Source organism: Brachybacterium epidermidis, assembly GCF_015209585.1.
GTDB classification, from domain to species: domain Bacteria; phylum Actinomycetota; class Actinomycetes; order Actinomycetales; family Dermabacteraceae; genus Brachybacterium; species Brachybacterium epidermidis.
Genome location: NZ_JADEYR010000016.1, coordinates 47,068 through 59,787 on the forward strand (window position 1 = coordinate 47,068; position 12,720 = coordinate 59,787).

General features: G+C 70.5%; 11 protein-coding genes. 2 read left to right on the top strand and 9 right to left on the bottom strand.

The window, feature by feature from the left end; translation table 11 throughout:
- Positions 1 to 3 precede the first annotated feature (3 nt).
- The 9 genes from secG to uvrA form a co-directional block, all read right to left on the bottom strand.
- Positions 4 to 252 carry a preprotein translocase subunit SecG gene (gene secG, locus IOE58_RS12300; protein ID WP_431831708.1) on the bottom strand — a complete coding sequence of 83 codons (249 nt, stop codon included), beginning with the start codon at positions 250 to 252 and terminating at the stop codon, positions 4 to 6.
- A 123-nt stretch (positions 253 to 375) separates the two neighbouring features.
- Positions 376 to 1,149, bottom strand: a complete 774-nt coding sequence (gene tpiA, locus IOE58_RS12305; RefSeq protein WP_193866668.1) for a triose-phosphate isomerase — start codon at positions 1,147 to 1,149, stop codon at positions 376 to 378.
- Complete coding sequence (locus IOE58_RS12310) at positions 1,146 to 2,348, bottom strand: phosphoglycerate kinase (RefSeq protein WP_193866669.1); 1,203 nt, start codon at positions 2,346 to 2,348, stop codon at positions 1,146 to 1,148. Before IOE58_RS12310 ends, tpiA begins: the two co-directional genes overlap by 4 nt.
- A gap of 102 nt (positions 2,349 to 2,450) precedes the next feature.
- Positions 2,451 to 3,455, bottom strand: coding sequence for a type I glyceraldehyde-3-phosphate dehydrogenase (gene gap / locus IOE58_RS12315; protein ID WP_193866670.1), 1,005 nt, complete (start codon positions 3,453 to 3,455; stop codon positions 2,451 to 2,453).
- Between the two features lie 105 nt (positions 3,456 to 3,560).
- Positions 3,561 to 4,559: a DNA-binding protein WhiA gene (gene whiA, locus IOE58_RS12320; protein WP_193866671.1), complete on the bottom strand. Its 999-nt coding sequence runs from the start codon at positions 4,557 to 4,559 to the stop codon at positions 3,561 to 3,563.
- Positions 4,543 to 5,652, bottom strand: a complete 1,110-nt coding sequence (locus IOE58_RS12325) for a gluconeogenesis factor YvcK family protein (RefSeq protein ID WP_228019983.1) — start codon at positions 5,650 to 5,652, stop codon at positions 4,543 to 4,545. Before IOE58_RS12325 ends, whiA begins: the two co-directional genes overlap by 17 nt.
- Positions 5,649 to 6,629: an RNase adapter RapZ gene (gene rapZ / locus IOE58_RS12330; protein WP_228019985.1), complete on the bottom strand. Its 981-nt coding sequence runs from the start codon at positions 6,627 to 6,629 to the stop codon at positions 5,649 to 5,651. Before rapZ ends, IOE58_RS12325 begins: the two co-directional genes overlap by 4 nt.
- Positions 6,622 to 8,520, bottom strand: a complete 1,899-nt coding sequence (uvrC, locus tag IOE58_RS12335; RefSeq protein WP_193866672.1) for an excinuclease ABC subunit UvrC — start codon at positions 8,518 to 8,520, stop codon at positions 6,622 to 6,624. Before uvrC ends, rapZ begins: the two co-directional genes overlap by 8 nt.
- Before the next feature lie 2 nt (positions 8,521 to 8,522).
- Positions 8,523 to 11,381 carry an excinuclease ABC subunit UvrA gene (gene uvrA, locus IOE58_RS12340; RefSeq protein WP_193866673.1) on the bottom strand — a complete coding sequence of 953 codons (2,859 nt, stop codon included), beginning with the start codon at positions 11,379 to 11,381 and terminating at the stop codon, positions 8,523 to 8,525.
- Positions 11,382 to 11,442: 61 nt separating this feature from the next.
- Here uvrA and IOE58_RS12345 point away from each other — a divergent pair, with 61 nt between their 5' ends.
- Together IOE58_RS12345 and IOE58_RS12350 are read left to right on the top strand one after the other, a co-directional pair.
- Positions 11,443 to 12,120: an MBL fold metallo-hydrolase gene (locus IOE58_RS12345; protein WP_193866674.1), complete on the top strand. Its 678-nt coding sequence runs from the start codon at positions 11,443 to 11,445 to the stop codon at positions 12,118 to 12,120.
- Positions 12,117 to 12,720, top strand: a 604-nt coding sequence (locus tag IOE58_RS12350) for an MFS transporter (RefSeq protein WP_193866675.1), incomplete at its 3' end; no start/stop codon positions are given. The genes IOE58_RS12345 and IOE58_RS12350, both read left to right, overlap by 4 nt.

Genomic DNA, 12,720 nt, shown 5'->3' on the forward strand with positions numbered 1-12,720 from the left:
GGGTCAGAGCACGCGCTCGATGATCCCCAGGCCGATGCAGCAGGCGCCCCAGGCCAGGGCCATGCCCACAGTGAGGCGGTTCAGGTTGCGCTCGGCGACGCCGGAGGCGCTCGCGGTGGAGGACACGCCTCCGCCGAACATGTCCGACAGGCCGCCGCCGCGCCCCTTGTGCAGCAGCACCAGCAGGACCAGCAGGAGGCTGGTCACGGCCAGCAGCACCTGCAGGATGAGCTTGATCAGGGGCAGATCCACGAGGACAGAACCTTCTTCTCGGGTGGCTCCGGGGAGCGGGCGGACCGATCCAGCATACGCCACGGACCGGGCCCCGAAGAGGCCCGGCCCGTGTGATGCGAGCAGTGCTCGCTCAGGCAGCGGTCAGCCCTGGTAGCCGACGATCTTGGCGAACTCCTCGGCCTTCAGCGAGGCGCCGCCCACGAGGGCGCCGTCGACGTCCTCCTTGGTCATCAGCTCAGCCACGTTGGAGGACTTCACGCTGCCGCCGTACAGCACCCGCAGGGCCTCGGCGGTGGCGTCCCCATGCTTGGTGCGCACCAGGTCGCGGATGGCGGCGCACACCTCCTGGGCGTCGTCCGGGGTGGCGACCTCGCCGGTGCCGATGGCCCACACGGGCTCGTAGGCCACGACGACCTTGGCGACCTCATCGGCCGAGAGACCCTCGATGCCGCCCTCGAGCTGCGCAAGGGTGTACTCGACCTGCTTGCCGGCCTTGCGCTCCTCCAGCGGCTCGCCCACGCACAGGATCGGGGACAGGCCCACCGCCAGGGCGGCCTTCACCTTGGCGCCCGTGACCTGCTCGTCCTCACCGTGGTACTCGCGGCGCTCCGAGTGGCCCACGGCCACGTAGGTGCAGCCCAGCGCCGTGAGCATGCTGCCGGAGATCTCCCCGGTGTACGCGCCGGACTCGTGCGCGGAGATGTCCTGGGCGCCGTAGGCGATGGGCAGCTTGCTGGCCTCGACGGCGGTCTGGACGGTGCGGATGTTCACGAAGGGCGGCAGCACGGCGGCCTCGACGGCCTCGGTGTCGACCTCGCGCAGGGCCTCGCCCAGCTCCTCCACCAGGGACAGGCCCTGCTTCCAGTCCAGGTTCATCTTCCAGTTGCCCGCCATCAGCGGGGTGCGGGTGGTCACTTGGTGCCCTCCTCGAGGATCGCGATGCCCGGCAGCTCCTTGCCCTCGATCAGCTCGAGGCTCGCACCGCCGCCGGTGGAGATGTGCGAGAACACGGATTCGTCGAATCCGAGGTTGCGGACGGCCGAGGCGGAGTCGCCGCCGCCGACCACGGTGAAGCCCTCGGCCTCGGACATGGCCCTCGCCACGGCCTTGGTGCCCTCGGCGAACTTCTCGAACTCGAAGACCCCCATGGGGCCGTTCCAGAACACGGTGGCCGCATCCTCGATCTTGGAGGCGAACAGCTCGGCCGTCTTCGGGCCGATGTCCATGCCCTCCTGGTCCGCGGGGATGCCGTCGGCACCGACCACGGTGGGCTCGGCGTCGGCGGAAAACTCCGCGGCCACCACGTTGTCCACCGGCAGGATCAGCTCGACGCCCTGCTTCTCGGCGCGCTCCATGTATTCGCGCACGGTGTCGATCTTCTCCTCGTCCAGCAGGGACTGGCCGATCTCGTACCCCTTGGCCTTCTGGAAGGTGTACGCCATGCCGCCGCCGATGAGGATGCGGTCGGCCTTGCCGAGCAGGTTGTCGATCACGGCGAGCTTGTCGGCGACCTTGGCGCCGCCGAGCACCACCACGAAGGGGCGTGCGGGTTCGTCGGTCACCTTGCGCAGGGACTCGACCTCCTTGAGCACCAGCTCACCGGCGGCCGAGGGCAGCAGGGTGGCCAGCTCGTACACGGAGGCCTGCTTGCGGTGCACCACACCGAAGCCGTCGGAGACGTAGGCATCGCCCATGTCTGCGATGGCCTGCGCGAACACGCGACGCTCGGCCTCGTCCTTCGCGGTCTCCCCGGGGTTGAAGCGCAGGTTCTCCAGCAGGGCGATGCCACCCTCCTCGAGGCCTTCCACGGTGCTGCGGGCAGAATCGCCCACGGTGTCCGTGGCGAAGGCCACCTCGGTACCCAGCAGCTCACCCAGGCGGGAGACCACGGGCTTGAGGGAGTACTTCTCCTGCGGTGCGCCCTTGGGGCGGCCCAGGTGGGAGATCACGACCACCTTTGCGCCTGCGTCCAGCAGGCGCTTCAGGGTGGGGACGGCGGCGCGGATGCGGCCGTCGTCGGTGATGGTGGTGCCGTCCAGCGGCACGTTCAGATCAGCTCGGACGATCACGCGCTTTCCGCGCAGATCTCCGAGGGAGTCGATGGTCTTGAGCACTGCGTCTCCTTCAGGAGAGTGATGAGTGGTGATGACAGCGGAGCCCGCCCGGTGCTCCACCCACAGGGCGGCGCCGGACGGGCTCCGTGAGAACCGTCAGGTTCAGAGGGACTTGCCGATGTGGACGGCGAGGTCCACGGTGCGGCAGGAGTAGCCCCACTCGTTGTCGTACCAGGAGACGACCTTGACCTGGTTGCCGATCACCTTGGTGCTGAGACCGTCGAAGATCGAGGAGTGCGGGTCGCCCTCGATGTCCTTGGAGACCAGCGGATCCTCGGAGTAGGCCAGGATGCCCTTGAGGGGGCCCTCGGCGGCCTTCTTGATGGCGGCGTTGACCTCCTCCACGGAGGTCTCCTTGGAGGCCTCGAAGGTGAGGTCGGTGACCGAGCCGGTGGGCACGGGAACGCGCAGGGCGTAGCCGTCGAACTTGCCCTTCAGCTCCGGCAGGACCAGGGCCACGGCAGCGGCGGCGCCGGTCTTGGTGGGGATGATGTTCAGGGCGGCGGCGCGGGCGCGACGCAGGTCCGAGTGGGGGGCGTCGAGCAGGCGCTGGTCACCGGTGTACGCGTGCACGGTGGTCATCAGGCCCTTGACGATGCCGATCTCGTCGTTCAGCACCTTGGCCATGGGGGCCAGGCAGTTGGTGGTGCAGGACGCGTTGGAGACGATGTGGTGCTTGGCGGGGTCGTAGTCCTCGTGGTTCACGCCGAGCACGAACGTGGCGTCCTCGTTCTTCGCCGGGGCCGAGATGATGACCTTCTTGGCGCCGCCGTCGATGTGGGCCTTGGCCTTGGTGGCGTCGGTGAAGAAGCCGGTGGACTCGATGACGATATCCGCACCGACCTCGCCCCACGGGATGTTGGCCGGGTCCTTCTCGGAGAACACCTTGAAGGTGTCGCCGTCGACGGTGATGGAGCTGTCGTCGTGGGTGACCTCACCGGGGAAGCGACCGGTGGTGGAGTCGTACTTGAACAGGTGGGCGAGGGTCTTGGTGTCGGTGAGATCGTTCACTGCGACGATCTCAAGGTCCGCGTTCTGCTGGATGGCGGCGCGCAGGAAATTGCGCCCGATACGACCGAATCCGTTGATTCCGACCTTAATGGTCACGGTTCCTCCTTGTTCACAGTGTCTCTGTGAAATATGGACGGGTGGCGCGCACGCCCTCGTACGCTCGTACGGTGCCGGCGTGAACCGACGACCGAGACGATCCTATCAATCCCTGCCGTCGGGCGACGGCGGCAATTGGTCCTCGTCCACGACTTCCTCGGTGCCTGGCACGCCCAGTTCCTCGGCGCGCTTGTCCGCCATGGCCAGCAGACGGCGGATGCGACCGGCCACGGCGTCCTTGGTCAGCGGCGGGTCAGCCAGACGGCCCAGCTCCTCGAGGCTGGCCTGCCGGTTCTCCAGCCGCAGCCGCCCCGCGGAGAGCAGGTGCTCGGGGACCTCGTCGCCCAGGATCTCCAGGGCCCGCTGCACCCGCTGACCTGCGGCGACAGCTGCTCGTGCGGAGCGGCGCAGGTTGGCGTCGTCGAAGTTGGCCAGGCGGTGCGCGGTGGCCCGCACTTCACGCCGGGTGCGGTGCTCCTCCCAGGTCAGGACGGTGCGGTGGGCTCCCATCCTGGTGAGCAGGGCGGAGATCGCATCGCCGTCGCGCAGGACCACTCGGTCACCGCCTCGGGCCTCGCGGGCCTTGGCGGCCACCCCCAGCCTGCGCGCTGCACCCACCATCGCCAGCGCCACCTCGGGCCCCGGGCAGAACAGTTCCAGTGCCGCGGAGCGGCCGGGCTCGGTCAGGGACCCCCGGGCCAGGAAAGCACCGCGCCAGGCGGCCTCCGCATCGACTGCGGCTCCCCCGACGACGGCCGGTGGCATGCCCCGCACGGGGCGGCCGCGCGAGTCGAGCAGGCCGGTCTGGCGGGCGAGCATCCCGCCCTCACGCTCGACCCGCACGATGTAGCGGGTGCTGCGGCGGATACCGGATGGGGCCAGCACGGCCAGTTCGGCACGATGCCCGTACATCTCGGCGATGATGCCGTGGAGCCTGCGCGCCACGGCCGCGGAGTCCAGCTCGGCCTCGACCACGACCTGCCCGCCCACCAGGTGCAGGCCACCGGCGAAGCGCAGCATCGCCGACGCCTCGGCCTTGCGTGCGGAAGGGCGCGTCACCTCCAGGTGGCTCAGCTCCTCCTTGGCGTCAGCGGTCAGGGCCATTGGTGTCCTCCTGTGCTGGGGTCGTCTCGGGCGCAGCGGCAGTGATCGGGGCAGGGTCGGCGGTGACATCCCCCACCACGTCGTCGAAGAGGTCGCGGTACGCGGCGGCCAGCCGCACCGGGTCGTGGTTCGGGGAGCCGTCCCCCACGCTGACCTGGCGCAGCAGCACCCTGAGCCCTCGACGCTGCGCGGCCTGGGCGAGCTCCGAGGCGTCCTCCAGCGCCGTGGGATCGGCGATCAGGGCATCGAAGCGTGTGCCTGTCGCGTGCTCCAGCACGGCGTCCAGCAGGTTCTGGCTGGTCATCCCCTCGGCCTCCTGCTGTCCCACCGAGAGGTTCATCGTGATGCAGCGCCGCGCCGCGCTGGCCCGGATGGCCTCGGCGATCTCGGGGATCATCAGGTGCGGGAGCACCGAGGTGTACCAGGAACCGGGGCCGACGATGATCCAGTCGGCGCGCTCGATGGCGTCCAGCGTGGCCTGGGGGACCCTCGGACGGGGCGGGTCCAGGCGCAGCGCCTCGACCTTGCCCTCCGCCGTCGCGACCTGCCACTGGCCGGCCACGGTGCGCACCGTGCCGTCGGCGCCGCGCACGTCCGCCTCGATGTCCAGGGGGTCCAGCGCCATCGGGAGCACGCGACCGCGGGCACCGAGCAGCTCGGCCATCTGGTCCAGGCCCTCGATCGGGTCCTCGAGGATCTGCCACAGGGCCACGATCATCAGGTTCCCCAGGGAGTGGCCGTCGAGCTGGCCCTCGGTGGAGAAGCGGTGCTGGATGACATCGCCCCAGATGGAGCCCCAGTCGGAGTCCTCGCACAGTGCGGCCAGTGCCATCCGCAGGTCCCCGGGGGGCAGCACCGGGATCTCGTTGCGGATGCGACCGGAGGAGCCGCCGTTGTCGGCGACGGTGACCACGGCGGTGATCTCGTCGGCCAGCAGGCGCAGCGCACGCAGGTTGGAGGCCAGGCCGTGCCCGCCGCCCAGCGCGACCACGCGCATCGGCTCGTCGGGGCTGTCACGACGCCCGCGGCGGGCGCTGGAGGAGCGGTCGGCGGTGCGCAGGCGGCCCCCGCCCTTGCGGTGGGCGATGCTCATTCCCGCCCCAGATCCCGGTGACGGATGCGCACGGCGTGACCCGCTCGCCGCAGCTCCTCACCGATCCGCTCGGAGATCGCCACCGAGGGGTGCTTGCCGCCCGTGCAGCCGATCGCCAGTGTGGTGGAGTGCTTGTTCTCCGTGGTGTAGCCGCGCAGCACGGGGGTGATCATCTCCAGGTAGCGGTCCACGAACTCGGCGGCGTTGGCGTCTCCGAGCACGAACTCGGAGACCTCCCGGTCGGTGCCGCGCAGCGCCTTCAGCTCGGGCACCCAGTAGGGGTTGGGGATGAAGCGGACATCGCTGACGTGGTCGGCCTCCAGGGGGATCCCGTACTTGAAGCCGAAGGACAGCATCGTCACCGTGAGCTGCTGCTCCGCCCGCGTGCCGAAGGTGGAGCGCATCTTCATGGTGAGCTCATGGACGTTCAGCGGGGAGGTGTCGATGACCACGTCGGCCGTGCGGCGGTAGGGGGCCAGCAGCTCGCGCTCGCGTCGGATGCCCTCCAGCACTCCCTCCTCCCCCTGCATCGGGTGGGGTCGGCGCACGGAGTCGAACCGCCGCACCAGGGTGGCCTCATCGGCGGTCAGGAACACCAGGCGCAGCCGCACATCGGATCGGCGCAGCTGGGCGACGACGCCGGCGAGCTCGCCGAAGAACGGCCCGGAGCGGGGGTCCACCACGACGGCGAAGCGGTTGTCGCGGCCCTCGGCCGTGGCCTGCAGCTCGTACAGCGTGGGGATCAGCTGCGGGACGATGTTGTAGACCACGTACCACCCGAGGTCCTCGAGCGCGTGCGCCGCGGTCTCGCGGCCCGCGCCGGCCAGGCCGGTGATGATGATGATCTCCCCGCTCGGGCGGCGCTCCCCCGCAGCGGCGGGCGGGTCCGCCTCTGGCGCTGCGGCATCGGTGGGCGCGTCGTCGGTGCTCACGTGCTGCTCCTTCTGCTCGAGGGGGTTCTCGGGGCGGTCAGCCATCGATGATCTCACCGGTGGCCATGTCCACGGCCACGTCCTGAGGCTCATCGGATCGTAGCGCGCTGCTGATCTGTGCAGCGAGGGACGGGCCGATCCCCGCGACCTCCTGCAGCTGCTCGACCTCGGCCTCGCGGATGGCCCTCACGGTCACGAAGCGGTCCAGCAGAGCGCGGCGACGTGCCGGCCCCAGACCGGGAATGCCGTCGAGTGCGCTGGCCTGCATGGCGCGCCCCCGCTTCGAGCGGTGGTAGGAGATCGCGAAGCGGTGCGCCTCGTCCCGCAGGCGCTGCACCAGGAACAGGGCCTCGCTGGTGCGCGGCAGGATCACGGGGTGCTCGTCCCCGGGCAGCCAGATCTCCTCGAGACGCTTGGCGATCCCGGCCAGCGCGATGTCGGTGATGCCGAGCTCGTCGAGCACGCGCTGGGCCGCGGCGACCTGGGCGGGGCCGCCGTCCACCAGGATCAGCGAGGGCGGGTAGGCGAAGCGGCGCTTCTGGTCCTCGGACTCCGGCTCGGGCGGGTCCAGGTGGTGCCTCAGCCGCCGGGTGAGCACATCGTGCATGGAGGCGGTGTCGTCCCGGGCGGCGGCGCCGGTCACGGAGAACCGCCGGTACTCGCTCTTGCGGGGCAGGCCGTCCTCGAACACCACCATGGAGCCCACCACGTTGGTTCCCTGGGAGTGGGAGATGTCGAAGCACTCGATGCGCAGCGGGGGCTCTGCCAGCTCCAGCGCCTCGGCCAGGTCCTCCAGGGCCTTGGTGCGGGCGGTGAGGTCGCCGGTGCGGCGCAGGCGGTGCAGCCGCAGCGCCTCCTCGGCGTTGGCGGTGACGGTGGCCAGCAGGTCCTTCTTCTCCCCGCGGCGGGGCACTCGGATCTCGGTGCGCGCTCCCAGCAGGGCCTGGACCTGGTCCTGGTTGGCGGGGACGGAGGTGACCAGCACCTCCCGGGGGGCGGTGGCCTCCGCGTAGAGCGTGGTGAGGGCGCGCTCCATGAGATCGGCGGGGCTGGAGTCGTCGAGGATCTCGGCGATCCAGCCCCGCTGGCCCCGGATCCTGCCTCCGCGCACGTGGAAGACCTGCACGGAGGCCTCCAGCTCGTCCTGCACCATGCCCACCAGGTCGGCGTCGGTGGCGTCGGAGAGCACCACCGAGTTCTTCTCCATCACCTTGTCCAGGGCGATCAGGTCGTCCCGCAGGGCGGCCGCTGCCTCGTAGTCCATGGCCGCGGCCGCGTCCTTCATCTGCCGTTGGATGCGCCGCGTGTAGGTGGAGGTGTTGCCGGCCATGAAGTCGCAGAACTGCTCGGCCAGCTCCCGGTGCTCGGCCACGGAGATCTCGCCCACGCAGGGCGCTGCGCACTTGCCGATGAAGCCCAGCAGGCAGGGCCGCCCCGAGCGCTCGGCGCGCCGGTACACCCCGGCGCTGCACGATCGGATGGAGAACACCCGCAGCATCAGGTCGAGGGTCTCGCGGATCGCCCACACCTGCGTGTACGGGCCGAAGACGCGATCGCCCTTGCGGGGCGTGCGGCGGGTGATGTGCACCCGCGGCACCTCCTCCCCCATAGTCACCACCAGGTACGGGTAGGACTTGTCGTCGCGGAACTTGACGTTGAACCGCGGGTCGAACTCCTTGATCCAGGTGTACTCCAGGGTGAGGGCCTCCACTTCGGTGCCCACCACCGTCCACTCCACGGAGGAGGCGGTGGTGACCATGCGCCGCGTGCGCTCGTGCAGCACCGCGAGGTCCTGGAAGTAGTTGGTCAGGCGCTGCCGCAGGTTCTTCGCCTTGCCCACGTAGATCACGCGGCCGTCGTCGTCCCTGAACCGGTACACCCCCGGCGAGGTGGGGATGGACCCGGTGGCGGGCCGGTAGGTGGCGGGATCGGCCATGCTCAGCTCCTGCCGGCGCGGCCCGCCTGGAGCATCGGGGCCAGGAAGTGCCCGGTGTGGGAGCCCTTCACCTTCGCCACCTGCTCGGGGGTGCCGGTGGCGACGATCCTGCCGCCGCCCGCGCCGCCCTCGGGGCCCAGGTCGATGATGTGGTCGGCGCTCTTGATCACGTCGAGGTTGTGCTCGATCACGATCACCGTGTTGCCCTTGTCCACGAGCCCGCCCAGCACTTCCAGCAGCTTGCGGACGTCCTCGAAGTGCAGGCCGGTGGTGGGCTCGTCCAGCACGTAGGCGGTGCGGCCGTTGGAGCGCTTGTGCAGTTCGGAGGCGAGCTTGACGCGCTGCGCCTCACCGCCGGAGAGCGTCGTGGCGGACTGCCCCAGGCGCACGTACCCCAGGCCCACGTCCACCAGGGTCTGCAGCTGGCGGCGGATCGCGGGCACGGCGTCGAAGAACTCCAGCGCATCGGAGATCGACATCTCCAACACCTCTGCGACGTTCTTGTCCTTGAAGTGCACCTCGAGGGTCTCGCGGTTGTACCGCTTGCCCTTGCACACCTCGCACTGGACGTACACGTCCGGCAGGAAGTTCATCTCGATCTTCAGGGTGCCGTCGCCGGAGCAGGCCTCGCAGCGTCCCCCCTTGACGTTGAACGAGAAGCGCCCGGCGGTGTAGCCGCGCACCTTCGCCTCGGTGGTCTGTGCGAACAGGGTGCGCACCCGGTCCCACACGCCGGTGTAGGTGGCGGGATTGGAACGGGGGGTGCGGCCGATGGGCGACTGGTCCACGTGCACCACCTTGTCCAGGTGCTCCAGGCCCGTGACGCGCTTGTGCCGGCCGGGCACGACCCGGGCGCGGTTGAGCTCCTTGGCCATCACCGCGTACAGGATGTCGTTGACCAGGGTGGACTTGCCGGAGCCGGAGACGCCGGTGACGGCTGTCAGAACGCCCAGCGGGAACGTGACGTCGGTACCGCGCAGGTTGTTGGCGCGGGGGCCCACCACGGTCACCGCGCGCTCCTTGTCCACCGGTCTGCGGGTCAGCGGCAGCGGGATCTCCAACTGCCCAGCGAGGTAGCGACCGGTGAGAGAGTCGGGGTTGCGCTTGAGCTCCGCGACGGGGCCCGAGTGGACCACCCGCCCGCCGTGCTCACCGGCCAAGGGGCCGATGTCCACCACCCAGTCGGCAGCGTTGAGGGTGTCCTCGTCGTGCTCGACCACGATCAGGGTGTTGCCGAGGTCCCGCAGGCGGGTGAGGGTGGCGATCAGGCGCTCGTTGTCGCGCTGGTGCAGGCCGATCGACGGCTCGTCCAGCACGTAGAGCACGCCCACCAGCCCGGAGCCGATCTGGGTGGCCAGGCGGATGCGCTGGGCCTCACCGCCGGAGAGGGTGCCGGCGGCCCGCGCCATCGACAGGTACTCCAGGCCCACGTCCAGCAGGAAGCCCAGGCGCGCGCGGATCTCCCGCAGCACCCCGTCGGCCACGGTCATGTCCCGCTCGCTGAGCTGGAGGGAGGAGACGAACTCGTGGGCGTCGCGGATGGACAGCTCGCACACCTCGGCGATGGACCTGCCGCCCACGGTGACCGCGAGGATCTCCGGGCGCAGGCGCGCACCGTCGCAGGCCGGGCAGGGCACCTCGCGCATGAACTGCTCGTAGCGGTCCTTGGCCCAGTCGGAGTCGGTGTCCTCGTGGCGGCGGGTCAGGAAGTGCATCACGCCCTCGAAGCCGGTGGCGTAGGTGCGCTCGCGACCGAAGCGGTTGCGGTACTTCACGTGGACCTTGTAGTCCTTGCCGTGCAGCAGTGCCTCCCGTGCCCGCTCCGGCAGGGCCCGCCACGGGGTGTCCATCGAGAAGGACAGCTCCTGCGCCAGCCCCGCCATCATCTCCTGATGGTGATCGGACGAACCCATGGTCCACGGGGCGATGGCGCCCTCGGCGAGGGTGAGGTCCTCGTCCGGGATCACCAGCTCCGGATCCACCTCGAGCCGGGAGCCCAGGCCCGCGCACTCGGGGCAGGCGCCGTAGGGGGCGTTGAAGGAGAAGGCCCGCGGTTCGATGTCGTCGATGACCAGCGGGTGGTCGTTGGGGCAGGAGCGCTTCTCGGAGAACCGCCGTGAGCGGCCCGGATCATCCTCCGGCAGGTCCACCAGGTCCACGATCACCAGTCCCTCGGCGAGGCGCAGGGCGGTCTCCACCGAATCGGTCAGGCGGCGGCGGGCATCGGGCTTGGCCGCCAGGCGGTCGACCACCACCTCGATGGTGTGCTTGAGCTTGCGGTCGAGGGTGATCTCCTCGTCCAGGCGCCGCACCGCGCCGTCGATGCGGGCGCGCGCGTACCCCTGGGAGCGCAGTGCGCTGAGCAGCTCGATGTGCTCGCCCTTGCGGCCCCGCACCACCGGAGCCAGCAGCTGGAAGCGGGTGCCCGGCTCCTGCTCGAGCAGGGTGTCCACGATCTGCTCGGCCGAGCTGGAGCGCACCTCCTCGCCGCACACAGGACAGTGCTGGATCCCGGTGCGGGAGAACAGCAGGCGCAGGTAGTCGTACACCTCGGTGATGGTGCCCACCGTGGAGCGGGGGTTGCGGTTGGTGGACTTCTGGTCGATCGACACCGCCGGGGAGAGCCCCTCGATGAGGTCCACCGAGGGCTTGTCCATCTGGCCCAGGAACTGGCGGGCGTAGCTGGACAGCGACTCGACGTAGCGGCGCTGCCCCTCGGCGAAGATGGTGTCGAAGGCCAGGGAGCTCTTCCCGGACCCCGACAGCCCCGAGAACACCACCAGCTGATTGCGGGGGATCTCGATGTCGATGTTCTTCAGGTTGTGCTCACGGGCACCACGGACGACCAGCGTTTCAGTCACCGGCCCATCCTACGAGCGGGCACTGACGCACGAGGAGGTGCCGACCGGAGATACTTCTGACATGGACACGAGAGAGTACGACGGTCATGTCGAGCCCGGCGGGCCCTCCGCCACCCGCCTCTGCTCCACGCTCACCATCCGCAAGGCCTCGGTGGGAGGGATGGACAACAACGCGTATCTGCTCACGTGCCGGGTCTCCGGCGCCCAGCTGCTGATCGATGCCGCGGCGGATGCGCCGCGCCTGCTGGAGCTGGTGCGCGAAGGGTCCTCGACCGCACGCCTGGACACCATCGTCACCACCCACAGCCACCACGACCACGTCGGTGCCCTGGCCGCGATGGTGGGCGCCACCGGTGCCCGCACCGCCGCAGGCGCCGAGGACGCCCCCGACATCCGCATCCCCACCACCACCCTGCTGCGGCACGGCGACGTGGTCCGCGTGGGCGTCAACGATCTCGAGGTAATCGCCCTGCGCGGCCACACCCCGGGCTCGGTGGCACTGCTGTGGCGGGGTGAGGAGGACGGCGACCATCTGTTCACCGGTGACTCCCTGTTCCCCGGCGGCGTCGGTGCCACCCAGGGCGACAGCGAGAGGTTCCAGCAGCTCCTGGACGACGTCGAGGAGCGCATCTTCGACCGCCTCGGCGACGACACCTGGGTGTACCCGGGCCACGGGGACGACACCACCCTGGGCGAGGAACGGCCGCAGCTGCCCGAGTGGCGCGAGCGGGGCTGGTGATCACGACCCCCACCGATCACGGCAGGCGGCAGTCGCTGTTCTCCGCCGAGTTCCGCCGCTCCACGCTGGCGCTGGCGGCGCTGCCGTTCCTGGTGGCCTTCGAGGCCCTCGCCGTCTCCACGGTGATGCCGCGAGCGGCGGAGGAGCTGGGCGGCCTCTCGCTGTACCCCCTGGTGTTCGCGGCCCCACTGGCCACCAGCCTGGTGAGCATCGTGGTGGCCGGCACCTGGAACGACCGTCAGGGCCCGATGCGGGTGATGACGGCGGGGCTGGTGGTGTTCTGCGCCGCTCTGTTGATGGTGGGGCTGGCCCCCTCGATGAGCGTGCTGGTGGCCGGGCGGGGCCTGCAGGGCCTGGGCATGGGGCTGGTGACGGTGTCCCTGTACGTGCTGATCGCCCGGCTGTACCCGCCGCACCTGCAGCCGCGGATGTTCACCGTGCTCTCGGCAGCGTGGGTGGTGCCGGGGCTGGGCGGCCCGGCGCGGGCGGGGGGGGGCCCCGGGAGCCCGGGCGCGGGGGGCGGGAGCCCGGCGCGTGCCGCGCTGCGGCCGCCGGCGCGGCGGCCGCCGCCGGGCCCCACCGCGCCGCCGCCGCCGCCCC